Origin of the sequence: Bacteroides sp. f07 (genome assembly GCF_042854785.1) — a bacterium.
GTDB lineage: Bacteria > Bacteroidota > Bacteroidia > Bacteroidales > Bacteroidaceae > Bacteroides.
On sequence record NZ_BAABXI010000001.1, the window covers coordinates 3,051,245 to 3,077,443 of the forward strand.

The following is a 26,199-nucleotide window of genomic DNA, read 5'->3' on the forward strand; positions in this document are numbered from 1 at the left end:
TCCATGAAAAAAAGAATCTTTATACTACTATGCGTAGCATTTATCACACAGTTTGCCGGTATTCTCCCCCTTCAAGCCGGACATTATTACTATAAACAAATCTCTCTGAAAGACGGATTGCCGTCCACCGTGCGGTGTATCCTAACAGATGAACAAGGCTTTGTGTGGATAGGAACACGCTCCGGACTGGGACGATATGACGGGCATGAACTTAAAAAATACGTTTATCAAGCTGACAATCCTCACTCCATTCCTCATAATTTAATCTATCAGATGATAGAAGACAAGCAAAATAACATCTGGATTCTGACAGACAAAGGAGTGGCACGCTATCAACGGCAGAGCGATGATTTCTTTATACCGACAAATGAAACCGGAAATAACATCATCGTTTATTCTGTTTGCCTGACAAAAGACGGAGTCTTGTTTGGTTCGAAAAACAAGATATTCTTCTACAATTATCAGGATGCCTCTTTTCGTCTCCTGCAATCTTTCGACTTGGAACCGAATTACAATGTCACCCTGCTGAGTCTTTGGGATGAACATACACTGCTCTGTTGCAGCCGATGGCAGGGCTTGCTCCTGCTCGACTTAAAGACCGGAAAATGCATCCGTCCGCCTTTCGATTGCGGAAAAGAAATTATGAACGTATTTATCGACTCACAAAAAAGGATATGGGTGGCTCCTTACAATGGGGGATTGAATTGCTTCACCCGTGACGGCAAGTTGCTGGCAACCTATACTACCTGTAATTCATCTCTAAGCAACAATGTTGTATTAAGTCTCGCCGAACGGGAAGGGCAAATATGGATTGGAACAGACGGTGGCGGCATCAATATCCTCGATCCGGAAACGGGACGTTTTTCTCTTTTGGAACATATCCCCGGAAGGGATAACTATTCGCTTCCCGCCAACTCTATCTTATGTCTTTACAACGACCGGAACAATAATATGTGGGCAGGCAGTATCCGAAACGGGTTAATCAGCATCCGGGAAGTTTCCATGAAGACCTATACGGACGTATTACCCGGCAGCGACCGTGGACTAAGCAATGCAACCGTTCTTAGCCTTTTCCAGGAATCCGAAAACCGAATCTGGATAGGTACGGACGGCGGCGGCATAAACCGTTTCGACCCACTCACGGAAAAGTTCACCCATTACCCTTCGACCTGGGAAGATAAGGTAGCTTCCATCTGCCCGTTTACTTCCGGCAAATTATTGATTTCCCTTTTCTCGCAGGGAGTATTCATTTTCAATCCGGCAACAGGAGAAAAACAGCCTTTCACCATTGTCGATGCTGAAACAAACGCTCGTCTCTGCAACCGGGGAAAAGCTGTGAATTTATTACAAAACACACCGCATAGTATCCTATTTCTAGGGGAGCATGTCTATAAGTACAACCTGAAAGAGCAAACTTTCAGCATCGCTACAGAGCAGGAAGGACAAGATATTATCGGGGCACTGCTGCCAATCGGCAATTATCAGGATTATACTTATCTGAGCGATACAAAACATATCTATGAACTGGATAACCGTACAAACTGGCTGAAAGCCCTGTACTCTTGTCAGAAAGACATGATTATCAACTCTGTTTCACGGGACGAAGAAGGCAATTTCTGGATTGGAAACAATTACGGATTGGTGCATTACAGCCCCAGTACAAAGACAGAGACGCCGATACCGACTTCCCTGTTCGGTGAAATCACCTTGATAGTATGCGACCAGCAAGGAAAAGTATGGATAGGAGCCGACAGCATGCTATTCGCCTGGTTGATTAAAGAAAAGAAGTTTGTTCTGTTCGGAGAATCGGACGGTGTTATTTTGAACGAATATCTTTCCAAACCGCAATTGTTAAGTATGCAAGGAGATGTATATATGGGTGGAGTAAAAGGTCTGCTACATATCAACAGCAAGCTTCCTTTAACGACATCCGAACTTCCTCAACTCCAGTTGTCAGATGTCATTATCAACGGCGAATCCGTTAATGATGAACTAAGCGGCCATCCGAAAGGAATCTCCGTCCCCTGGAACAGTAATATTATCATTCGAATCATGTCAAAAGAGGAAGATATTTTCCGTCAAAAAGTATATAAATACCAGATAGAAGGACTAAACGACCAACAAATCGAATCTTACAACCCCGAACTGGCTATACGTTCCCTGCCACCGGGAAGTTATAAAATCATGGCTTCCTGCACTGCTAAAGATGGTAGCTGGATTCCTAATCAGGAAGTGCTGGAACTAACCATTCTTCCGCCCTGGTATCGTACATGGTGGTTCATCCTTAGCTGTGCAGTTTTCATTACCGCCGTCATTATAGAAACTTTCCGAAGAACATTGAGACGAAAGGAGGAAAAGTTAAGGTGGGCTATGAAAGAGCACGAACAACAGGTGTATGAGGAGAAAGTACGTTTCCTTATCAATATCAGCCACGAACTTCGCACCCCATTGACATTGATACACGCTCCACTCAGCAGGATATTGAAATCGCTCTCTTCCGATGACGGTCAATATCTTCCGTTGAAGGCTATTTACAGACAGTCACAACGCATGAAGAACCTGATAAACATGGTGCTTGATGTACGTAAAATGGAAGTTGGAGAAAGTAAAATGCAGATACAGCCTCATCCATTCAACCAATGGATTGAGCATATTTCACAGGACTTTATCAGCGAGGGTGAAGCCAAGAATGTACGAATCCGCTATGAACTCGACCCACGGATTGAAACCGTCAGCTTCGATAAGGACAAGTGCGAGACTATTTTAAGCAACCTGCTTATTAACGCACTGAAACATAGTCCCGAGAATACGGAAATTACAATTACTTCGGAATTACTTCCCGAAGAAAGCAGAGTACGTGTCTCTATTACCGACCAGGGAAACGGATTGCAGCAGGTAGATACCCGGAAGCTCTTTACCCGCTTCTATCAGGGAACGGGCGAACAAAGCGGAACGGGAATCGGGCTATCTTATTCTAAAATTCTAGTTGAGCTGCACGGCGGTTCCATCGGTGCCCGTAATAACCAAAAAGCAGGTGCTACTTTCTTCTTTGAACTGCCACTGAAACAGGAAACCGAAGAAATTATCTGCCAACCCAAAGCATATCTGAACGAACTGATTAGTGACGACAAGAATGAAAATATACCGGATGAAAATAATTTCGATACAACTTCCTACACGATTCTGGTAGTGGATGATAATCCCGACCTGACGGATTTCCTGAAGAAATCATTAGGGGAATACTTTAAGCGCATAGTGATTGCTTCGGACGGTGTGGAAGCACTACAACTTATCAAGAGCCATGCCCCGGATATTATAGTCAGTGATGTGATGATGCCGAGAATGAACGGATACGAACTTTGCAAAAACATTAAAGAAGATATTACTATCAGCCACATTCCTATCATCCTGCTGACGGCAAGGGATGATAAACAAAGTCAGTTGAGCGGCTACAAGAATGGAGCGGATGCCTATCTGACAAAACCTTTCGAAATAGAGATGCTGATGGAAATCGTCCGCAACCGTTTGAAAAACCGGGAATCCACCAAGAAAAGGTATCTGAATGCCGGATTAATTCCCGCAGCGGAAGAAAGTACGTTCAGCCAGGCAGACGAGACTTTCCTGTTGAAACTGAATCAAATCATTCAGGAGAATTTGGACAGCAGTGGTTTAGATGTTACATTTATCTGTAAGGAGATAGGGATGAGCCGGGCTTCGCTTTATAATAAGCTGAAAGCTCTGACCGATATGGGAGCCAATGATTATATCAATAAATTCCGGATGGAAAAAGCGATAACGTTAATCATAGGCACGGAAATGTCATTTACGGAAATCGCCGAGAAGGTGGGATTTACAACTTCACGCTATTTCAGTACGGCTTTCAAACAATATACGGGAGAAACGCCGACACAGTATAAGGAAAAGCAGAAACAGGAAAGGAAAAAAGAGTAACGAACAGCTACACGGGAAATACATATTTTTCAGGCACGGATTACACGGATTACACGGTTTTTGATTAATCAATCTCTTAAAACCGTGAAATTCCGTGTAATCCGTGCCTAATAATTTTAATATATTGCAAGTTTCATTGCCTACTCAACCATTCACTTTCTTATAGTCTTCCAGGAATTTCTTCAATCCCGAATCCGTCAACGGATGATTCAATAAGCCCTTGATAGCACTCAACGGACAAGTAGCAACGTCCGCTCCCACTTCCACACATTCGATGATATGCTTCGTATTACGGATAGATGCAGCCAGTACCTGCGTCTTGTAATCATAGGTGCGATACATACGTACAATATCGCCGACAAGCCCTACTCCATCTTCACAAATATCATCCAGACGTCCGACAAAAGGTGAGACATAGGTAGCTCCGGCTTTAGCCGCCAACAGTGCCTGTCCTATGGAAAAGACCAATGTGCAGTTTGTACGGATTCCTTTCTCCGTGAAATACTTGATAGCTTTGATACCATCGGCAATGCAAGGCACTTTCACTACGATATGCGGATTAAGAGCAGCCAGTTCTTCGCCCTCGCGAATCATACCTTCATAATCGGTTGCAATCACTTCGGCACTCACGTCGCCTTTGACAATCTCACATATCTTGATATAATGTTCACGCTGATTCTGCGTGCCCTTGATACCTTCTTTCGCCATCAGCGAAGGGTTGGTAGTCACTCCGTCAAGTACTCCGAGGTCATACGCCTCTTGAATCTGCTCCAAATTGGCTGTGTCAATAAAAAACTTCATACTTCTAATTTTTAATGGTTAACTATCTAATAGTCAAAGATAAGAATTTATTTCCATTCATCCGGAATTAAGCAATTGTTATTTCCGGGTCGAGATATACATCTTGGATGGTGTTCAACAACTCTACGCCTTCATTCATCGGTTTCTGGAACGCTTTACGTCCGCTAATCAATCCCATACCACCGGCACGTTTATTGACCACAGCAGTAATGACAGCATCACGCAAGTCAGATTCTCCATGAGACTCTCCACCGGAGTTAATCAATCCTACACGTCCCATATAACCATTGGCTACCTGATAGCGGCAAAGGTCAATCGGGTGTTCGGAGCTTAGTTCGGTGTACATACGCTCATCAATCTTACCGAAGCCGATAGCTTTAAAACCACCATTATTAGTAGGAAGTTTCTGTTTCACAATATCCGCTTTGATAGTGACTCCCAAACGGTCGGCCTGTCCGGTAAGGTCAGCAGCGGAATGATAGTCTACAGCACCTTTCTTGAAATCATTGTTACGCAGGTAGCACCAAAGAATGGTTGCCATACCCAGTTCGTGCGCATATTCAAAAGCCTCGGCAATCTCTACCAACTGGCGACGGCTCTGTTCCGAACCGAAATAGATGGTTGCTCCTACAGCTACCGCTCCCATATTCCAAGCCTCTTTAACAGTACCGAACAAGACCTGGTCGAAGCTGTTCGGGTAAGAAAGCAACTCATTGTGGTTCAGTTTCACGATGAAAGGTATTTTATGGGCATATTTACGTGCCACGGAACCAAGAATTCCGAACGTGGAAGCTACTCCATTACAGCCGCCTTCAATAGCCAGTTTCACGATATTTTCCGGGTCGAAATAAATCGGATTCGGAGCAAAGGAAGCACCGGCAGTATGCTCTATATCCTGGTCGACGGGAAGTATGGATACATACCCTGTATTTGCCAGACGTCCGTGCCCCAACAGGGTTTGCAAACTGTTCAATACGCGTATGTTCCGGTCGGAATCAATCCAAACCTTATCTATTGTATTGGGAGACGGAATATGAATCAATGACTTATCAATGGTTTCGCAAGTGTGATCCAAATAATAATTGGCTTTATCTCTTAGTAATTCAACTACTTTACTCATAACTTTGTTTTTTTAATGTATAACTATTCTATTTTTTCTTCCCCTGATTCGCTACTGCATCCATCAGCTTCTTTATTTCTTCGGGATTTCCGAGGAAATAATCATTAGCCACGTTCAGGTTTTCGTCAAACTCGAACACGTAAGGCACGGCAGTAGGCAGGTTCAGCTTTATAATATCTTCATCCGAAATATGTTTCAGATGCTTGATGATACCCCTCAAACTATTGCCATGAGCCACCACCAGTAAGGTATGGGCTGTTTTCAGACTGGGAAATATATCCGATTCCCAATAAGGCATAATACGTTCGATGGTATCTTTTAATGATTCAGTACGGGGGAGTTCGGCATCGGGAACTTCATGGTAACGATAATCGAAGCGCGGGTTTCTCAAATCATTCTCCGCAAGCGGATTAGGAGCTATATCGTAGCTACGACGCCATACGAGCACTTGCTCTTCACCATACTTCTCGGCAGTTTCCGCTTTATTCAGTCCCTGCAACTCTCCATAATGCTTTTCATTCAAGCGCCAGTTTTTCTCTACGGGAATCCAGTCCAGATCCATCTTGTCCAGCACACAGTTCAGTGTCTTTACAGCTCTTTTCAGATAAGAGGTATAGGCTTTATCGAAATTGAATCCATATTCTTTCAGTGTCACACCGGCTTTCTCCGCTTCGGCAACTCCTTTTTCGGTCAGGTCTACATCCGTCCAGCCCGTAAAACGGTTTTCCTTGTTCCAGGCACTTTCTCCATGACGAAGCAATACTATCTTTTTCATTCTTATAAATCTCCTTTCTTCTTTTTACATATAGAACATTTTGCTTCTCTACAAAGTTCACCAAAGAATGAATAGTTATCAATACCCGGAAAAGATGATTCTTTCAGTATATCAGTAAAATATAGGGAATATGTATATAAAAAATAAACTCACCTTTCCCCGAAAGGAAAAGCAAGTTTATTCAAGAAAAAGAGAGAATTTATATGTCCTGAAAATCTATCCCGATTTTCCGTTTTCTCTTAAAAGGCCATTGCAGAAACAGACGTGTCAGCGTTTTTACCATAATACGCTTCTTTTGTCTTCTTGATGTCACGTAGCAAAGCCGCATAATGGCGATAATTCAAATCACCTTCCTTACAAACAGCGAGCTGCTTTTCCACATATTCTTCAACCTTGTCAAAATGCGTTTCTACAAAGAGCAGGATATCAGAGCGGTTGAATGTCGCATTCGCATTGGCGATATCCTTACTTTCGGGATTCATCATACGTCCGATAAATGTCAGATAAGACCGTTGCAACTGGCGACGGAGATTATTTTCCAGCTCATTGGAAGCATTCAAAGGTTTCCATATCGCAGTGAACACATCATTCAGATATTCATCAAGCGGATACGGTTCCGAACCGCACAAAGAAGCCGAATAGATATTATACAACATCCCCGGTGCAAGCAATAGAGCGACTAAGGAACTTTGGCGGTCACGAATTTCGTCCATAGGTTTGACTCCCGTACAACTCACCACCTTATCGGGATAAAGCCAAAGCGGAGCCTCGAACAGATTGCGTCCCAGCCATTCAACAGCCTCTTTCTGTACACTACGCGGCAGGTAATCATAAGGTTTCATCCCTGGCAGATTATTAGAATAACGCCCCCCCAGGTTCTTCTGCACTTGCAGGGTATATTTCAGATGTTGGGCACGGACTGATTTATAAATCGTATTCAAGTCATCATACTGACCGTCAGGCTGCGCTGTCCAAGTCATTATATTTTCCATCACCCTTTTCAGATTCTTTATACCATATTCATTCGCCTTCATATTATTATCGCCCAAATCCTCACTTTGGCTGCGCGGGTCAGCACCTTTCCCTTCGTCACCGATAAACAACAGGCGATGGTCACCCTGAAGCTTTTTCGTGACTTCGGCACGTAATACTGTTTTCTCCTTAAAGGGGTCTTTAAATTCAGGACGATATTGGTAACCCCATTTTATTGCCCATTTGTCATAGTCGCCTATACGGGGGAAAAGCCCTTTTTCCGAAATCCGGTCTTCAGGCTGTGCCACATAATTAAACCGTGCATAATCCATTATTGACACCGTGTGGCCATTGGCTTCCACCCAAGCCTTGTCACGCAACTTTTCTACCGGCGTAGCCGAACTTGCCGCCATGTTGTGACGCAGACCGAGGGTATGCCCCACTTCGTGCGAGGAAACGAACTGAATCAACTTACCCATCAATTCGTCATCAAAGGTCATTGTCTGCGCACGCTTATCCAAAGGTCCGCACTGCACCATATACCACTTTTTAAGTAAGTTCATCACGTTGTGATACCAGCAAATGTGGCTTTCCATGATTTCTCCGCTACGAGGATCCACAATGCGCGGCCCATAAGCATTCTCATTTTCCGACGGCAGATAACGCAATACGCTATAACGTGCATCATCCAAGCTCATAGTAGGATCATTCGGCCATTCTTTAGCCATGATGGCATTTTTGAATCCGGCAGCTTCAAAGGCCGCATTCCAGTCGTTCACACCCGCTTTGAGGTAAGGTATCCATTTCTTCGGTGTTGCCGGGTCTATATAATATACAATGGGGCGTTTCGGCTCAGTAAGTTGTCCCCGACGATACCGTTCCGGGTCTTTCGGTTCCAACCGATAACGCTGGACAATAGCTCCGCGTACAGTAACCTGCTGGTTATCTGAAAACTCTGTTATCGGATTTTGGAAGAATCCCACCCGTTCGTCCGCCAGTCGTGGCTGCATGGGTTCTTTAGGCAACATTACCATGCTGGTATTCAATTTCACAGTTACCGAACCTGTTGCAGTAGCCGGCAACTTGCCGGAAGTGACATTGTAAGTGCGCAAGGTTGTCACCTCTACATTAATAGGATACGTCTTGATGGTATCCATAAATGTACGATCCTGTACCAAAGAACCGATACTAAGAATGGAACGGTCACTTGATGTAAAGCCACACGTCTTGTTATCGCTCAAAAGAAACTTGGACACATTGACAAGCTGCGCCTGAGTTTCCGGGTTTCTACCGATAACATCGAATTTAGCAATAACCGGATCTACCGTCGATTGCTTCAACGCTTCCGCTATCTTATCACCCGGACGGGCAAACTGTGACTGTACATACTCACGCAGAAAGAGAATCTTATCGTTATGTTGTTCCCAATAAACCACGCTCCGGTTCACCTCTTCGCCACTAATCATCTTGAAGCCTTGCGGCACGGCTTTAAAACGGGTAACAACCAACAATAACCGTCCCAACAAAGAATCCGGCACTTCAAAATACCAGTCATCTTTGATATGACGTACTGTAAACATCCCCTCACATTCACTGCCGCCTTCTTTCAGCAGTTTTTCATAAGGTGTAGTTTTCTTGACAGTGTCTTTCTTAACTGTATCTTCACGGACTCCCAGACCCTTCTTCCTAAATTCCAGCAGACTGGTATCGCTTGCCTGTACTTCGGCTCCTTGCAACGCCCAAAGCACCAATACAATTATCATCAAAATCTTTTGCATTGTTTTCCTGATTTATTTTATTCGTTAGTATTCAGTGTCAGATTCGGATTCTTTTCACGGGCAGCCATCGGGAACGGAATGATATACAAACGTGAATCCGGTTTCAACGTATATGTTTTCTGCTCCACATCTGTGGTAACCAACGGGAAAGTGCGGGTTATCGTCTTCGCATAGTCGGCTTCCGTATTGAATCGTTTCAAATCCCAGAATCGGCTGAATCCGAAGAGCAGTTCTTTACGACGCTCATTGATGATTTCCTGTATCATCTCACGTTGTGTAGCTGGTTCTGGCAGTACTGCTTCACTCCCCTTGATACGTTTCTCGCGCAACAAGTTCAGTACTTTGACAGCCCCGGATAAATCGTTTAACCGTGCATTAGCTTCTGCCAAAATCAAATAAACTTCGGCAGTACGCATACCTACAGCCATGTATTGAAACTTAGAATAGGTAAGGGCAGTATTCCATAAAGCAGCTCCGGAACCCTCGTCAAAATAATACTCAAGATTACCGGTCGTTTTGAAGAATAGGTTCAAACGCTCGTCATTATCTCCGAAAAGCTGTACCAGTTCCGGACTAATCATACCATAGGTATAAGCAGGATTGTCCGAGGTGCTACCCATATAAGCATAATTCAACACTTCCGGGTTGCCACCTTTGGCATAAGTTGAAACCTTAGTCGGCCCCCCGACGGCATCCAAAGCTATATAATCTATCAAGGCATTGTTCCGTTTCAAAGATTCCTCCGCCGCATCCTTAGCTTTTTTCCAGTCACGGTGGAACAAGTAAACGCGTGCCGCCAATGCATAGCCGAATGCTTTCGACGGATGATATACATTCACCGGTTCTTCCTGCAGATAAGGTAACGCATCCTCGATATCCTTGATGATAAAGTCATAGACTTGGGCAACAGTAGCTTTGGTAGGAGTCGCTTCCAAGTCATATTCGCTGACAATAGCAATACCACCGTCAGTGGCTGCTGTCTCCGGATTATAGGCTTTAGCAAATGTATTCACTAGAATAAAATGATCCCACGCACGCATGATTTTTGCTTCCGCTTTAGCCAGTTCCTTCACATCCTTGTCACCTGTACTATGATCTACCAATGAAATCACGATGTTAGAGCGTAAGATGTATTGATAACAGTTTGCATACAGATTATTATCACTTAATTCTTTACGATCGGCATCCTCATTAAAAGTCATATTGATTCCATCAGAGGAAAGATATTCCTTGCCGATAATATTCGATTCTTTTGACCAGACATTATCACTCAACAAAGCAAAAGATGACGGATAATAACTCCGGTTCGGCAAAGCCACCAATTCATAATAAGTCTCAGTAGAGTCCACAGTCTTCTTTCCTGTAGGGGTAATATCCACGTAATTCTCGCAAGCCGCAAATCCCAAGATAAGCAGAACCGGCAATATATAAAGTAATTTACGCATATCCTATATTCTTTTTAAATAATTAGAAACTTGTTGATAATCCGATAGAATAAGTCTTGGGTGAAACCATGCCGCGTGTGCCGCTGTTCAATCCGTAGCTTTCCGGGTCAATGTCGCTTCCTGCCTTACACCAGGTAAACAGGTTGTTCACTTGCAACTTCAAATTCAATGAATTAAGCCGGATTTGACGGCAGATACCAGACGGCAAACTATACCCCAGACTCAAGCTACGCAATTTCACATAACCGGCATCTTTCACATTAATATCACCATATTGCCACCAATCCTGGAAAGTACTTGCGTAAGTTTTAACCTTTGTGGGCATATCAATATACATACGTACATTTGCATCCGGTGCATCCGCACTCCAACGGTTGGTTATGTCTTTCAACGTCTGGCTTCCCACCTGGTCACTCATACTTACCACACTATTACGCAGTTTGTTACCGCCTGCATATACAAAGAAAGCATTCAAGGCAATTCCCTTGTAGCTAAGTCTCAAGGACACTGCTCCATTGAATTTCGGAGTCAACGAGCCAAGATTTACAAGATTCTCAGTACCTTTCAGTGACGATCCGGTAGTAATATTGGCAACCGTACCATCCTCGTTGAACGTCACCAGGTCGTTTCCGTCCTTATCCACCGCTACCGGATATCCATTTTCAATACGGTCTATACGGTAAGCCCAAAGCGTATTATAACTGGTTCCCTCCATAAAGTAGTTCTGCGGGCTCATAATAAAACTTGTCGAAGTGTCCGAATCACTATGATCCACCTTTAACATCTTGTTCTTGTTATGGGCAAAGTTGAAATCAACAGCAAAATTCCAGTCCTTCTTCCTGATGAGATTGGCAGTAAGAGAAAATTCGATACCCCGGTTGCGCATCTCACCGTTGTTCACTACACGTGATTTAGCCCCCAATGTAGGATCCATGTAGCGGCGTACAAGCAAATCAGATGAGTGGCGGTTGTAATACTCCAAACTACCATTGACCAAATTATTGAAAAGACGGAAATCCAGTCCCACATTATAAGTGGCTGTTTTCTCCCAACGGAGTTTCGGGTTCGGAAGATCATCATCATCATAAGTCAGGTAAGTCGTCTTGATCGGATTGCTCTGGGTCTTCTGCTTTACTACAAAATAGGTAGTCGAACTCTGATCCACATTACCGTTGATACCATAGGTCATACGTGCTTTCAGGAAGTCGAGCCAAACAATATCTTTCATAAATGACTCTTCCGACATAATCCAGGACGCCCCGACAGACCACAAGGGATGACGCTGGTTACGGATATCAAGTCCGAACAAGTCCGCCTGATCCCAGCGGATACTTCCGGATACATTATAACGGGACAAATAAGAATAACTTGCATTGGCATAAAAAGATGCATAACGATGACGTGATTCTTGCAACGTAGGCGACAGGCCACTCAAAGTAATCGTATTGCCGGAAAGTGCACTGGTTCCTACACCGTCACGGTATGCCTGCCAATCTATAATGTCAGAAGTCAGTGTCTGAGGATCGTATCCATACATTAATTGCCGTGTAGGTTTCGGAATCTTATTTTCCCTGAATTCAAGTCCGGCAATGGCAGTCACTGTATGATTCTTCCAACTTTTGTCAAAGTCTATCTGGTTACGTACAGTATAACGGTTACTGCTCAACTCATCTTGAAAGAACCGTCCGCCTTTCGGCATTGCCGAATTTCCATTCGTATCAATCATAGAGTTGTACGTCATACGCATCAAATAGGAGTCCTCCGCATCAAACACTTCACTCTTGCTATGATTCCATTCATATTGATACATGAAGTTATATTTAAACATCTTCAGGAATCGTGCCTGCAAACTGACAAACGGGCGGATGCTGACATTACGTGATTTAGCAGCACCTTCACCCAATGCATCAAGCACATTAAAACCAAATGTTTTATAAGGTGAAACACCTTCCGCCTTGTTCACGACACTTCCATTGTAAGCTCCACCCGAATATCCACTTACATTTACATAAGGAGAATTATAACGGTTACCATCGGCATCCATTATCCTTTCATAACGTTGTTGCATAGTGTAACTGGTAAACAGGGTATTCGGTGTATCGCTACTTCCCAGACGGGCGTCCACCCCGGCATTCACATTCAACCAACTGGTGATAGCATAGTTCGACTTATAATACAAGGAGAATTTATTCCTTTTATCATTTATCGTACGCCCCTTGTCATTTTCATAATTGAACGAAAGGAAGTGATTGTTTTTTCCGACTTTCTGCGATACAGACACATTATAACGCTGAGTTACAGCCGTGCGCCAGGCATTGTCACGATATTCTTTATAATAGTCATTATTACGCCACTGATTCAATGTGGCTTCGACTTCACTATTACTTAATGTACCATTCTCCCGATCCAGATAAAGTTGGAACAACGGATTATAGTAGCCAGCCTTATAGCTGGACAAAAAACCGGACGCACTGCCTGATTCGGCTACATTCGCATCAAACACCGCTGTTTGATAATCAATAATGTCGCTTGTAGAAGCCAGGTTCAAACTGTTGAAATTCGGTTTGCTGGTGATGAACCAATCAGCATTGATATTCACATGCGCACCCTCTTCTTTGGCCTGTTTGGTAACTACCACGATAACGCCATTCGCTGCCAAAGCGCCATAAATACTGGCTGCTGCGGCATCTTTCAAGACAGTAATGCTCTCTACATTATAAGGATTTATTTCACTCAAAGTCAGGTCGGTCGGCATGTCATCCACTACGATTAGCGGTTTTGTGCCTATCTTATCTGAGAATGTACCTACACCACGAAGGATGGGACTCATATCACCGTTATTCGGATTGATATCCATACGCAGGCCGGCTATTTGTCCTTCCAGAGACGAAGTCAGGTCTGTGTGCATCTGCCTTGTTAATTGTTCGGAATCTATAAAGCCGAAAGAGGCAGTAGAACGTTCGCGGCTAATGCGTTGATAACCAGTCACGACGACATCACCCAGTTGCTGTTTATCTTCATGCATAATCACATTGACATGAGTACGCCCTTTAATAGATACCTTTTCAGTTTGCATACCGACAAAAGAGACTTCCAATGTGTGGGTTTCCTCCATCACTTTACAAGTGAAATTTCCTTTGATATCGGAAATAGCTCCAAACGGGCTGTCGATTCCCCGGATATTCGCCCCCGGCAACGGATCCCCTTTTTCATCCACTACCCGCCCCTCAATGTTTCTGACTTTACGAGTAGTCGATGCAGGCTTCACTTTACGAACAGTGATAAAATGCTGTTTCACTTCATATTCAAAAGGCTTCCCTTCCAAGATTTTCTGAAGTGCCGCCAAAGGCGCCAACTGGCGTATGCTTACGCTTACCCGGTACGCTCCGACATCTTCACTAGGAAAATTCACCTTATAACCGGACACATTGCTGAACTGCTTCAAAGCCTCTCCCAGTGACGCTTCCTTTAGTTCCAAAGAAATTAATTTGCTGTCCGTATCTTGTGCCCGTCCATGCAGGGCAGTTACAAACATCAGCAATAAGAAAGCGACTTTCATCCATACGACCTTTCTCATTGCCTTTTTGTAAGACAATGTAATTTGTTGCTTTTTCATAAGAGTTGTATTTGTAAAGTTATATATGTTTAATCGTAATAGTTCCGTCCTGATAATCTACACGTACTTTTTCCAGTTTATTCAGCAGTTCCACCGCCTCGTCCAGGTGGGCGTTGCGGTTCGCCCAAAAGTTCAGGCGGATATTGTATAGTTCCACCCGTTCAAAATCGACATTCACGTTGTACCATCTGCCCAGAGAACTCATAATTTCTTCCAGTGACGAATCTTCAAAATAGAACATTCCTTCTGTCCATGCCGTATAAGTAGCTATGTTGACACACGATATTTTCTCTTCTCCGGTTTCCGTATAGGTCAAGTCCTGTCCGGGTTGAAGCACTACGGACGTAAGGCTGCTCGTGTTGGTCACTTGCACTTTTCCCTGCACCAATGTCACGTGGCGGTCTTCTGTTGTGTATGAACGTACATTGAATTTAGTGCCCAGCACATGGGTATCCATACCGTCGGCACTTACGATAAAGGGACATTTTTCATCCTTTGCCACTTCAAAACAGGCTTCACCTTTCAGCTCTACCCGTCGTTCCTTCCCGTTGAATGCGACAGGATAGCGCAGGCTACTTTCAGCATTTATCCACACTTTAGTCCCGTCGGACAATACCAACAGGAAACTTTTTCCACGTGGTGTAGTCAACGTTTGGCAACAGGTGGTATCCGGTGCCAATGTTTTCCATTCTTTGATATCCATCACACTGTCTTCCAACAGTTGTTGTTCATGATGACCGTCCATTTGCAGCATCACATGTTCTCCACTGACAGTTGCGGCAAAGAATCGCACCGGTTCCTCTTTTTTTATATAGGAAGAAGGAAGTAAAGAAGGTATAAGAAAGGCCAAAACCAAAACGGCAGCCACCGCAGAAGCCGCTACCCAAATACGTGTTTTCGTTTTTGCCTTGCGTCTCCTATCCAGGCTTTCACGCATCACAGCTTCCTTGCAAGCCATCAGGTCGAGAAATAACTCCTTGTTTTCAGGTACGCTAATCCACTGGTTGAACTCTTCCGTCTCCCTTAGTCGCGGTTCCTGTATCACACGCAATGCATAATCTGAATTCTGGTCTGGATTTTCCATCATAGTAATCAACTGTTTATCTTAATACGTAGAGCCAACCGAAATTAATGACACCTAAGAGAGATTTTTTTTCTTGATGGAAATTCAGAAAGAACAAATTGACTGGAAAAACAGGTACAAAAAAGAAACGCAAACCTCATATTTTATGCTATATAACAATATTCAAAGCACAGAACGAAGATAATGCTCTTTTTAGTTGCTTGCATAGATAGAATGACGTATTTTTATTACAATATTATTAAAGAAAATAACAGTGGATGTTTATTGTTTCGCTGTTAGCGTAACGTTAGCAATAAAGTTAAACAAATAAAATATCATCAAATCATGCTAAGTAATAAAGTGATAGACTATTTGAATAAACAAGGTGTATATTCGGAAAAAGAAGATAAAGCATATAAAAAGGCTTTGATAGATTTAGGAATTGATTTAAATAGTGATTTTGCATTCTTTTGTCTTCATACAACGGAAACAAGTTTTAAAGGGCGAGTTGGTAGTATAGATAATATATGTTGGTTTCTTGTATATTCAACTTATGCTCAAAGAGCAGAAACTTTGCAGAATAATTTGGAACTGCCGAAAGAATATCTTCCTTTAGATAGTTTTGAGGCGGAAGGCGTTTTTTTCTATAACCGTAATACAGGAGAAGTTCTCGAAATTGAATTGGGAGAAAAACTAATCAATTTTCAGAATGGAAAGCTGTCTCCACAATGGAAAAACTTCAATTCTTTTTTAGAATGGTATTTGGGATTATAATAAGTTATTGCTAACAAGCGAATGAACCACCCTAACGATCAGTTATTCACAACCCATTAGCAACGAGAGTGTAATCAATATAAAAACAGAAATATGCAAGAGCTTACTGATAGTAAATCTGAAATTCTGATATTTGAGTGTAATAGATTAGAGATTAATCCGAAAGAATATTGAATAGAAATAATAGAAGTTTCATTTATAAAAGGCGATAACTACATTTCAATTTCAAGACTTTCGTATGAGGATGAAACTTATATAGAATACAATGACCAAATAAATTGTTTGTATTCCAACTATAAAGATGTAAAGTTTGAATTGAAAGAGAATATTCTATCTATCCAAGTATTGAACAGTAATAAGAGATATAATATGCCTTGCAAAATACGGATTGTTTTAAATACTAATTGTAATAGCCTCAATGAAACATTTGAAATTTTGCAAGCACCAACAAAAGATTTATAAATGAAAATCCCAAAAAAGATCGATTATTCTCCGAACACTATTGACGATGAAAAAAGAAGAACTAATAATGTGTTTCCCTCTAAATTTGAAAGAGGATGTTCAAGTAGTCATTGATAATTTGAAAATCAAGGACGGAGATATTCATAAGAGGTCATATAACGTCAAAATTAATAATATCCTCTTAACAATACCGGAACGAATTTACTTTAGTGAGCCTGCGTCCGGGAATTTGACTACTATACAGAAATATATTTTAGACTGCATTTTCACCAAACATCATGATGGTTTTATTAGACAGAAGCATTTGCGCAATCTGTTATTCTGTACAGAGTATTGGATAATACCGTTCTGCTTTAGGTTATTAGGTGAATATGTAAAAGATATATTGCCTGACATAAAAGTTCAAATAGATAATAATATTGAAAATTACCTTTACTTTATATCTGAAAATAACGAGTTCTATAATAGAACAAAAAGCCAGATGATTAGCTATTGGAATTGTTATTATAGAAAGGAATATCCAAATCCTAAATCATATATAGGTTTTCAAATTTTTAGTGAGTTAGAAAATGCATATAACAAACGAATAAATATAATGCGAATATGAAATTTGAAGGAATTGATAAAAATAACGCTCACGCAAGAGCAATAGAATTACTGACAGAAGATTTTTTTTGGAGTGCTTCAGATGAATTATCTCCATTTGGTTCAGATGAAGGACATACTGCCTTGTGTGAATTCCGAAAATGGCGTAAGAAAAATAAAAAAATATCTGTTGGATATTGTATTGCCTGGGTTATAGAAAGTGTGGGAGAATTTGACGACTACGATGACTACAACGAAGAAAATCTTGTGGACGAACTCAAGATAAAAAGTCAAATAGATAATGATGAATTTGACGACCAACAATATATTTTCACTCTTGACTCCTCTGTCATTGCAACAGCATTAGGTCAATTAGTGGATGAAGGTTTGATAGAAGTTGATTACAAATATTTTGTTCAAGTGGCTATAAATCGTTTGAGAATTTGGGCTAACTTACATGAAAGTTGGAAGTATAAAAACGAATTTGTCAGACGGTTAAATATAATAGAGAAAGTACTTGAAAAAGCATAAAGCAATCAACAACCCTAACAAGTAAATGAACTCTCCCAACGGTTCACAGGCTTCACCATTCAGATGAACAACTATAAATCAGATATTTATGGTGAAGGGAAGTAGAAAAACAAAGCAAACAACCCTTCACATCCTTCACCTCTTTTTTTCATATGCTATGAGCTAAAGTAAATATGCTATAAGCAAAAAAGAATATGCTATAAGCTAAAACAAATTAGCTTATAGCAAATGACCCATTGGGTATTAACTTTTGAGTTATCAAGTATTAACTCTTGAGCTATAAGGTATTAACTCTTGAATTATCAGGTATTAATACCTTGTTTACAGGAGATATATGCCGTGCGTATTGGACATATAGATCCAATATGCCAGACATATAGCTCCAACACGTCAAACATATATGCCCAACAAATCCATATAAGTGCGTGAAGGGTGTGAAGGGTTATTTACTTTGTTTTTCCTACTTCCATTCACCATAAATATCTGACTTATAACCATTCAGCTAAAGTGTGAAACCTGTGAAGAGCAGGATTCAACATTAAACTGTAATAAGTAAAAAGACACTCAATCGTTTACGGAGTATTTTTAAAGCCCGGGCAATATGGGTTCTGACTGTATTATCACTGATATTTAATATTTCACTAATTTCCGCACATTTCTTTTCATTCAGAAAAAACTCCTCCACTACTATACGCATTTGCGGCGCCATCTGGCGGATACTCTCCTGCATCCGGGCTATTTTATCTTCATAGTCCCGATACTCTTTGGCAGTCCAACCGCTATAAAGTTCTTCCAAGTATCTTTCCGCATTCCGATTAACCACATTCTGATGACGTATGTGGTCAATGCAACGGTTCTTCACCATGACATAAAACAAAGGAAGTAAATCAGTTTCCTCTGTCAACTGCCTACTATTTTCAAGCACAGAGCAAAAGACATCATTCACGATATCCTTTGCACTTTCTCCGTCATTCAACAGATTATATGCATGAATATAGAGTTTCCGCCAATGTTTCCTGTATATTACAGCTATAGCATTTTGGCTATCATTCATGTCTTTCTGATTACTTTTTGCATTTAATTGAGCACAAAGATAGCCAAATAACACAAAAAACAATCAATTCATTAAAAAATATTAGGAGTTACATTCTAATATATTGACGTTTCATTTCTTTTCAAAAAGATGCGGTTTGTAATTGTATTCGGAAGTTCCGATTCATAATGCGTCACCATAATCATGGTTTTATTTTTACGTTGGCAAAAGGCTTCAATAATCTTCTTTACCCGACGACGATTATAAGTATCCAATCCATGAAGCGGCTCGTCCAAAATCAGCAATTCCGGATCTTTGACGAAAGCACGTGCCAACAGAGCCAGACGTTGCTCTCCACTGGAAAGCTGCAAGAAAGGTTTGTCTTTCAAACCGGCAATGCCGAATATATCCATCCACCACTCACAGACAGCCATCTGCTCCGGTTGGGGACGTTTGTACAGTCCGATACTGTCATGCAGTCCGCTAGCTACAATCTCGATAGACGGTAAGTTCTTGAGGTAGGCACGGTGCATCTCGGGACTTACATACCCGATGTGTTTCTTTATTTCCCAAATACTTTCCCCGGTTCCCCGTTTGCGTCCGAAAAGGCTGATGTCGCAAGCGTATGATTGTGGATTATCCGCACAAACCAAACTCAATAATGTAGACTTTCCTGCACCGTTCTCTCCGCTCAACGCCCATTTTTCCCCACGATGCACTGTCCAGTCCAGTTCGTTCAGAATAGTGCGGTCGTCATAGCGGATACTTACCTTATTCAGTTTCACCACTTCGTCCGAATCATAGTTGTTGCCGTCATAAGGCAAATCAATAATTCGTTTCTGCAATTCAGCAAAAGAGATAGCTGCGTCTCTATTGCGGAAAGCGGTCAGGTAGGCTTCGCGTTCCATCTTGGGAAACACTTCCATTTTATCGACAGGGATAACGTGAGTGATAAAGGAAGGTATATCATCCATCATAGAAAGCACCAGGATAATCTGAACGGACGACATCTTTGTCAGACGTTCGAGCAAAGAAAACAGAAGTTCGCGGGTAGGCGCGTCCAGTCCGATAAACGGGTTATCCATTATCAGGACGCGGGGGGCTGTCAACAGTGTCTTTGTGAGCTGGAATTTACGTAGTTCACCGCTCGAAAGAAGGATTATCTTTTTATCGAGAAGAGGTTCGATGCGGAAAAGTTCGAACAGTTCATTTTTCAGTTTCTCGTCCTTAATCTCTCCCAACATTTCGCGGACGTCCGGTGCTTCATCCTGATCGTGTGCGTTCCAACGCTGTTGGTAGTAATAGTTGGCATCCGCCGCTCCATAAGTATCACGGAACGCGATATATTTCACATTATCATAAACGGTTTGAGTAGCGGAAGGGGAAAAGTCATACTGGAGTGTTCCTTCACGTAGCGGATATTTTCCGGTCAATGTATCTACAAAAAGGCTCTTTCCACCTCCATTGGGGCCTACAATGGCTATATGTTCATCTGCACCGATAGTTGCCGTGACAGGTTTATCCAAACGCACAAGCGGGTTGCGTGCAACGCCCCCCGCCATGCTAAATGTATTTTGGCTCATATTTCTTATATTCTGTTTTATTTTTGACCGCAAAGGTAACAATTTTATCACAGGATAAGCACTTTTCTTATCTATTTACAGGAAAACCGTGCTAAAAGTTTGTTTTCAATACCGAATGAAAATGAACCAAGCCAATACTGAACATGAAATAGATGGCTGGATACTACATAATGTCGGCTCTATATGGCAATTTTGACGTAGGCATTCAGTCTCGTACGTGTCGCATAACAAAGCAGATAGGTATCTCCTGAATGTTACAAATACGTTTTATCATATTACATCCAAGCTAAGACAGGCCTTAAAAAGCAGGTGCAGGCAGCATACCTGTATATGCGGAAATTAAAAGCCGGCTCGTCAAAGCCAGCATAGAAGTAAGGTTTACTTATACATAATCAGCGCAGACTGACCGGGGACAATCACTTCCGGTCCGGTTTGCGTTCCCAGTCCGCGGACGTCTATCACGCCGTCTTTGCACACGACTGTGTATTTGCCGGCAGGCACTTCAAGACGGGCGGGAGTAGTACGGGAGTTAAAGGCTACAACAATATCGCCCCAACGATCCCCGTTCGCATGGTCTTTCAGATGGAACGCAATCAAATTCTTGCCCTCTACGGGAAGAAACTCCAAATGCTTCCGAACCTTGTCCGCATCTCCCATACGGAAGGCAGGATGAGATTTACGAAGATCAATCAACCGCTTGTAATACATGAAAACGTCTCCATTCGTCGTCTTGCGTCTCCAGTCAATGGCGTTGACTGCATCCGGGCTCTTATAGCTGTTGTCCACTCCCTGTTTGTCACGCATCACTTCCTCTCCGGCATAGATAAACGGGATGCCTTGCGAAGTAAAGACTACCGTCTGCGCCAATTTATCAAGACGGACAAGCTGTTCGGGAGTAATCCCCGGCATACTCGCTTTCAATCGGTCTGTAAGGCATAATCCATCGTGGCAAGAGACGTAGCTAATCATTTGAACAGGCTGTTCCGCCCACGGCTTCTGACTGTAATTCACCGAATCATAACGTACCTGCGGATGTTCTACGGCTCCGACAATACCGAACTTAACGCTATTTTCTCCCCCCGGAACTCCGGCAAGAAAAGCTCCTTTCGCCTTCTCCCAAACCGACCCGCAGAGTCCGTCACGCAATTCATCGGAGAAAACAGCTATTCCCGGCATATGGGCGACATTTCCTTTCATTGCCAGCGAATCAGCAGGATATTGGGGAGTCTCGGCTGCCCAACCTTCCCCATAGATACAGATAGTAGGATCTACTTCATTCACCGCCTTACGGATTTCGTTCATAGTCTCAATGTCATGAACTCCCATCAAGTCAAAGCGGAAACCGTCAATATGATATTCCTTCATCCAGTAGAGGACAGATTCTATCATAAATTTACGCATCATGGGGCGTTCGCTTGCCGTCTCGTTGCCGCATCCCGAACCGTTCGCCAACGTGCCGTCTTCTTTCTGACGGTAGAAATAACCGGGAGCGGTACGTTCAAAGTTACTCTCCACTGTATTAAAGGTATGATTGTAGACTACGTCCATTATCACCCGGATACCGGCTTTGTGCAATGCCTGCACCATCTGCTTGAATTCTTTCACACGGGTAGCAGGCTGATAAGGGTCTGTTGCGTACGAACCGTCCGGAACATTGTAGTTCAGCGGGTCATATCCCCAGTTATACTGGTTTTCGTCCAGTTTTGTTTCGTCTACGGAAGCATAGTCATAGGAAGGCAGAAGATGCACATGTGTCACTCCTAACTCAATCAGGTGGTCGATGCCGGTCAGCAGCTTATCCGAATTCATCGTGCCGTGTTCGGTCAATGCGAGGTATTTTCCTTTGTTCTTTATTCCCGAAGTAGAATCGACGGAAAAGTCACGATGGTGCATTTCGTAGATAATCATGTCGGCAGGAGATTTCAACGGCGGACGCCGGTCGCTCTCCCACCCTTCGGGGTTCGTCGTTTTCCAGTCAATGATAGCGGCGCGTTTTCCGTTCACTCCGACAGCATGAGCGTTAATACCCGGTGTGTCTCCCTGCCATTTATCGTTGATTTTCACGTTGAAAGCATAGAACTTATCGAGCAAATCCTTGTCTACTACAGTCGTCCAGATTCCGTTTTCACCGGGTTCCATCTTTACTGTTTCGTAGGCATGTCCGCCTTCGCCTTCATCATAAAGCATCAGGCGCACTTCTTCCGCTGTCGGCGACCAGAGAGTGAACTTGGTAGCCTCCGGCGCATATTCCATTTCCGTAAGACTTCCCGGACGAACCGGATATAGCTCGAAGGAAGCATATTCCTTTTTCGCCGAAGAACAACTCATAACTGTCGCCACTGTAGTCACCCCTACTATTGCTGAATAATTAATTCCCATCTTATACTCTCCTGTTCCTGTGATAACGATTTTCGCTTGTTGATTACCTTCTAACCTGTACGGTCACTTTACCTTATCCGGATTCTTCGCTATAAAATCCTTCCAACTGCTGTATCCTTTCTCTACAGCAGGGCGTCCCATTTGCAGAAAATGGCAATAGGCAGCAGCCAGACCGTCCGTCGCATCCATAAAGACAGGCATCTCCTCTTTCGAGAGACGAAGCATCCGCTGTAACATATCCGCTACCTGCTCTTTCGATGCCTGCCCGTTACCGGTAATAGCCATCTTTATTTTCAAGGGAGCATATTCGGTGATAGGAATGTCACGGCTCAACGCTGCCGCCATCGCTACCCCCTGCGCACGTCCCAGTTTCAACATAGACTGGACATTCTTACCAAAAAAAGGAGCTTCAATAGCCAGTTCGTCAGGCAGATAACTTTCAATAATGCCCAATACCCGTTCGTGGATATGGCGCAGTTTCAAGTAGTGATTGGCAAATTTGCGCAAGTCAATAATCCCCATGGCAATCATCTCCGGTTTGGTTCCTTTTATTCTCAGAACTCCATATCCCATGATTGTAGTACCAGGGTCAATCCCCAGGATTATCTTTTCCTTTACCGGCTGAATCACTCTATTATCTCCATTAATGTCGGAAACCCGATTACCTTATCCTTAAATATCTTTGTCAATTCGTCATTTAAACGCACTCCCTGTTCCAAATGCCAGCGATGCAGCAATCCGCTGCTCTCTACTTCCCACTGCAACGAATAAGCACTTCCATCTTCCCGATGGCTCAGGATCCGGCAAATGCGCGGCGTTTTCAGCGTTCCGTGTTTCTGTACTTCAGGGATATAGGATTCTTTTATCCAAATCAAAAAGTTATCGTGAACCTCATCGTCCACCTGAAAAGTAGTATTATAAATCAGCATATTTTTTTTTCAAACAATTATTTACCGCAAACATAGCAATTATTTCAGAATATTGCATTATATTTGCGCCAACAAAAAAGATTCGTTTACAAACGTTATCATATAAGGTTGAAAAGGGGCGTTAGCTCATCTGGCTAGAGCGTAACACTGGCAGTGTTAAGGTGATCGGTTCGAGTCCGATACGCTCCACAAATAAGGCATACAGTAACAACTGTGTGCCTTTTTTATGCCTATATACTTAAATAACGTCCTATTATGTAATCTAAAACATCAAACAATGATTCTATTAAGAAAACTGAAACAATGGTTTCAAACAATGAAATCAAACAATGTTTTGTCCAAGAAATCCCCCCCTACTATAACCTAGTAAAACCTAAAGGGACAAAACCAACAATGGTTTACTTCATAGTAAGAATCAAAAACGAACAAGTACGTATATCTACAGGATGTGAAGTGTACCCCAATCAATGGGAGAAGAACAAAGCTAAAGTAAGTAAACTGCTTCCTAAACTAGAATCAGATAATAATATTTCAAAGAATATACAAACAGAAATCATTATGAAGTGATAAAAAAAGACCTTTATTCAAGGTCTTTTTTTATCACTTCATCCATTTCCTTTATACGTTTCTTACGATCCTTGACAGGAGCGTCTTTTGTATCATTCTTGAACACATTGTCGGCACGGTCGGCAACTTCACCGCTCCACTCTTCAAATTCGTTCGTAGCCGGACGACCATTCGGTTCGATATTCTCTTCAGCAATCGAATCATGTCTGTTAATCATATCATCCATAAGTTTTCATTTTTAAAAGTTTATGGCTATAAGACAATCAGGAGCAAGAAAAGTTTGTTGTTTTAATGATTTTTGAAGAAAGCGGAATTGTTATTATACTAGGGGCAATTTCTGTTTCATGCTTTGAAACAAACAGTCTCATACCTTGATACATTTAGTTTCAAGCGTTAGAAACTAAAGTATCCAGCCTTGGAAACTCCAGTTTCCTACCACAGAAACTAGAGTTTCGACCGTTGGAACTGGAGTTTCCTGGCAGGAAACGGGTGATTAGACCGTATGTCCTGATGACTTCCCTATAACGACGACAAATGATTGACTACTTACTATAAACTAACAGAAAAAGTAATGTTGCAGATACTTTATCTGCAACACAACTGCAACAGGTATCTGCAACGCTGTAACCATCTAAAGTCCAATCGGTTATTCCAATTTTGTTGCAGATGGCAGATGTTTTATGTTTTTCAAACTTTGTGTAGAGGATACTTATTTTGCACGATAGCTCTTTGGTCGGAAAGGAATATACAGGGTATAATTGCTATCCGATGGTTTTCCCCCGACAAAAGCAGGCGACCATTTCGGCATCCCTTTTACAATACGAAGCGCCTCTTCCGCAAATTCCGGATGGGTGGAGCGAAGGATATGCGGACGAAGGATAACTCCCTCTTTGTCAATAGTAAATTCACACAACACATATCCTGAGACATTCTTTTCCAAAAGACTTGCCGGATAAATCATCTGCTCGGCAATATATTCTTCCGCACTCATATCCGGGAAATGAGCCAGCTCTTCCACTTGTTTTCCGGAAAGCGTTTGCGAACGGGGACCCACCTGATAAATACCTACATACATCGGTTTCTTGTATGCATCCGGTTCTTCCTTGCTGCGTTGCTGCAACTTTTTCAATAAGGCAGCAGCCTCTTCCGCCAAGGTCGGCTCCGAAATATTCTCACCTTTGGACAACATATATGCCGACTGGCAAACCAATACAAGCCGTTCCATCAAAGTTCCTTTGGCGGGCGACCACTTGCGCCCCATCTGCTCCTTCCCTTTCGCATCGGTAGAGAAGAAATAATACACCACCCCGTCCAAACCTGCACTGGAACCATCCAAATCCTGAATCTGCTCCGTGACTAAACGGAAAATAGCACCCAAAGACTGGTAAAGCGATGCACTGATTACCACCGATTTGGTTTCCACTTTCACCGTCCCTTTCTCCGCTTGCCAATAGGTGCGCGACAAGGTATTTGAAATCAAAGTATAACGTCCGTTCTTCTTCTCAACCGACATCGCATATTCGGGTGAAAAGGAAGGGATAGCCACAAAACACGCATAAGGTTGTTTTTGAAAGCCCGTATTTAGTAAAGAAAATACACTACGATAATATTCGCCCAACTCACCTTTATAAGTAGAAAAAGGTCGCACCGGCTCCAAATAATCTATCTGAGCCGCAAGGCGAAAAGAAAAGGTCAAAAGCAGAAAAGTGAAAACAATCTTTTTCATAAGTTGCCGGATTTTCGGTACGTATCGTTGGCAAAGATACAAATAATTTCGATGACACATGAAAAAAAATGTAGTTGAATAAAAACATCTTACTCAAACATTTACCCTG

The 26,199-nt window shown here is 42.5% G+C and carries 17 protein-coding genes and 1 tRNA gene; 4 read left to right on the forward strand and 14 right to left on the reverse strand.

Going from position 1 to position 26,199, the window contains the following annotated elements; genetic code table 11:
• Positions 1–3: 3 nt before the first annotated feature.
• Entirely contained in the window at positions 4–3,951 is a 3,948-nt protein-coding gene (locus ACGHVY_RS12560) for a two-component regulator propeller domain-containing protein (protein ID WP_390599349.1), read from the forward strand.
• A 144-nt stretch (positions 3,952–4,095) separates the two neighbouring features.
• On the opposite strand, the gene fsa is transcribed toward ACGHVY_RS12560, so the two are convergent.
• From fsa to ACGHVY_RS12595, 7 genes are all read right to left on the reverse strand, one after another.
• Entirely contained in the window at positions 4,096–4,752 is a 657-nt protein-coding gene (fsa, locus tag ACGHVY_RS12565) for a fructose-6-phosphate aldolase (RefSeq protein WP_308745467.1), read from the reverse strand.
• 67 nt (positions 4,753–4,819) lie between these two features.
• Positions 4,820–5,872, reverse strand: a complete 1,053-nt coding sequence (locus tag ACGHVY_RS12570) for a class I fructose-bisphosphate aldolase (RefSeq protein ID WP_308745466.1) — start codon at positions 5,870–5,872, stop codon at positions 4,820–4,822.
• A gap of 28 nt (positions 5,873–5,900) precedes the next feature.
• Positions 5,901–6,647, reverse strand: a complete 747-nt coding sequence (gene gpmA, locus ACGHVY_RS12575) for a 2,3-diphosphoglycerate-dependent phosphoglycerate mutase (RefSeq protein WP_390599351.1) — start codon at positions 6,645–6,647, stop codon at positions 5,901–5,903.
• A gap of 239 nt (positions 6,648–6,886) precedes the next feature.
• Positions 6,887–9,397 carry a zinc-dependent metalloprotease gene (locus ACGHVY_RS12580; protein WP_390599352.1) on the reverse strand — a complete coding sequence of 837 codons (2,511 nt, stop codon included), beginning with the start codon at positions 9,395–9,397 and terminating at the stop codon, positions 6,887–6,889.
• Positions 9,398–9,414: 17 nt separating this feature from the next.
• Entirely contained in the window at positions 9,415–10,842 is a 1,428-nt protein-coding gene (locus ACGHVY_RS12585) for a RagB/SusD family nutrient uptake outer membrane protein (protein WP_308745463.1), read from the reverse strand.
• 22 nt (positions 10,843–10,864) lie between these two features.
• On the reverse strand, positions 10,865–14,458 hold the full coding sequence (locus ACGHVY_RS12590; protein WP_390599353.1) for a SusC/RagA family TonB-linked outer membrane protein: 3,594 nt from the start codon (positions 14,456–14,458) through the stop codon (positions 10,865–10,867).
• A gap of 19 nt (positions 14,459–14,477) precedes the next feature.
• Positions 14,478–15,545 (reverse strand): FecR family protein, encoded by a 1,068-nt coding sequence (locus ACGHVY_RS12595; RefSeq protein WP_390599354.1) that lies wholly within the window; start codon positions 15,543–15,545, stop codon positions 14,478–14,480.
• 321 nt (positions 15,546–15,866) lie between these two features.
• Between ACGHVY_RS12595 and ACGHVY_RS12600 the strand changes: the two genes are divergently transcribed.
• Both ACGHVY_RS12600 and ACGHVY_RS12605 read left to right on the forward strand, forming a co-directional pair.
• Positions 15,867–16,295 carry a hypothetical protein gene (locus ACGHVY_RS12600; RefSeq protein WP_308745460.1) on the forward strand — a complete coding sequence of 143 codons (429 nt, stop codon included), beginning with the start codon at positions 15,867–15,869 and terminating at the stop codon, positions 16,293–16,295.
• A 1,065-nt stretch (positions 16,296–17,360) separates the two neighbouring features.
• Positions 17,361–17,873 (forward strand): hypothetical protein, encoded by a 513-nt coding sequence (locus ACGHVY_RS12605; RefSeq protein WP_209319475.1) that lies wholly within the window; start codon positions 17,361–17,363, stop codon positions 17,871–17,873.
• Between the two features lie 538 nt (positions 17,874–18,411).
• On the opposite strand, the gene ACGHVY_RS12610 is transcribed toward ACGHVY_RS12605, so the two are convergent.
• The 5 genes from ACGHVY_RS12610 to ACGHVY_RS12630 all read right to left on the reverse strand — a co-directional run bounded on the left by ACGHVY_RS12610 (position 18,412) and on the right by ACGHVY_RS12630 (position 23,797).
• Entirely contained in the window at positions 18,412–18,927 is a 516-nt protein-coding gene (locus ACGHVY_RS12610) for an RNA polymerase sigma factor (RefSeq protein WP_390599355.1), read from the reverse strand.
• A 95-nt stretch (positions 18,928–19,022) separates the two neighbouring features.
• Positions 19,023–20,489 (reverse strand): ATP-binding cassette domain-containing protein, encoded by a 1,467-nt coding sequence (locus ACGHVY_RS12615; RefSeq protein WP_390599356.1) that lies wholly within the window; start codon positions 20,487–20,489, stop codon positions 19,023–19,025.
• 378 nt (positions 20,490–20,867) lie between these two features.
• A complete protein-coding gene (pulA, locus tag ACGHVY_RS12620) occupies positions 20,868–22,868 on the reverse strand; it encodes a type I pullulanase (protein ID WP_390599357.1) in 2,001 nt (666 codons plus the stop codon).
• Positions 22,869–22,931: 63 nt separating this feature from the next.
• Positions 22,932–23,498, reverse strand: a complete 567-nt coding sequence (gene ruvC, locus ACGHVY_RS12625; RefSeq protein ID WP_308744593.1) for a crossover junction endodeoxyribonuclease RuvC — start codon at positions 23,496–23,498, stop codon at positions 22,932–22,934.
• Positions 23,495–23,797: a DUF4286 family protein gene (locus ACGHVY_RS12630; RefSeq protein ID WP_024988766.1), complete on the reverse strand. Its 303-nt coding sequence runs from the start codon at positions 23,795–23,797 to the stop codon at positions 23,495–23,497. Before ACGHVY_RS12630 ends, ruvC begins: the two co-directional genes overlap by 4 nt.
• A 115-nt stretch (positions 23,798–23,912) precedes the next feature.
• Here ACGHVY_RS12630 and ACGHVY_RS12635 point away from each other — a divergent pair.
• A tRNA-Ala gene (locus ACGHVY_RS12635) sits at positions 23,913–23,986 on the forward strand.
• Between the two features lie 391 nt (positions 23,987–24,377).
• Here ACGHVY_RS12635 and ACGHVY_RS12640 read toward each other — a convergent pair.
• Both ACGHVY_RS12640 and ACGHVY_RS12645 read right to left on the reverse strand, forming a co-directional pair.
• Positions 24,378–24,590 (reverse strand): hypothetical protein, encoded by a 213-nt coding sequence (locus ACGHVY_RS12640; RefSeq protein ID WP_390599358.1) that lies wholly within the window; start codon positions 24,588–24,590, stop codon positions 24,378–24,380.
• Positions 24,591–25,073: 483 nt separating this feature from the next.
• Positions 25,074–26,090, reverse strand: coding sequence for an energy transducer TonB (locus tag ACGHVY_RS12645; RefSeq protein ID WP_308744590.1), 1,017 nt, complete (start codon positions 26,088–26,090; stop codon positions 25,074–25,076).
• Between the last annotated feature and the right edge of the window lie 109 nt (positions 26,091–26,199).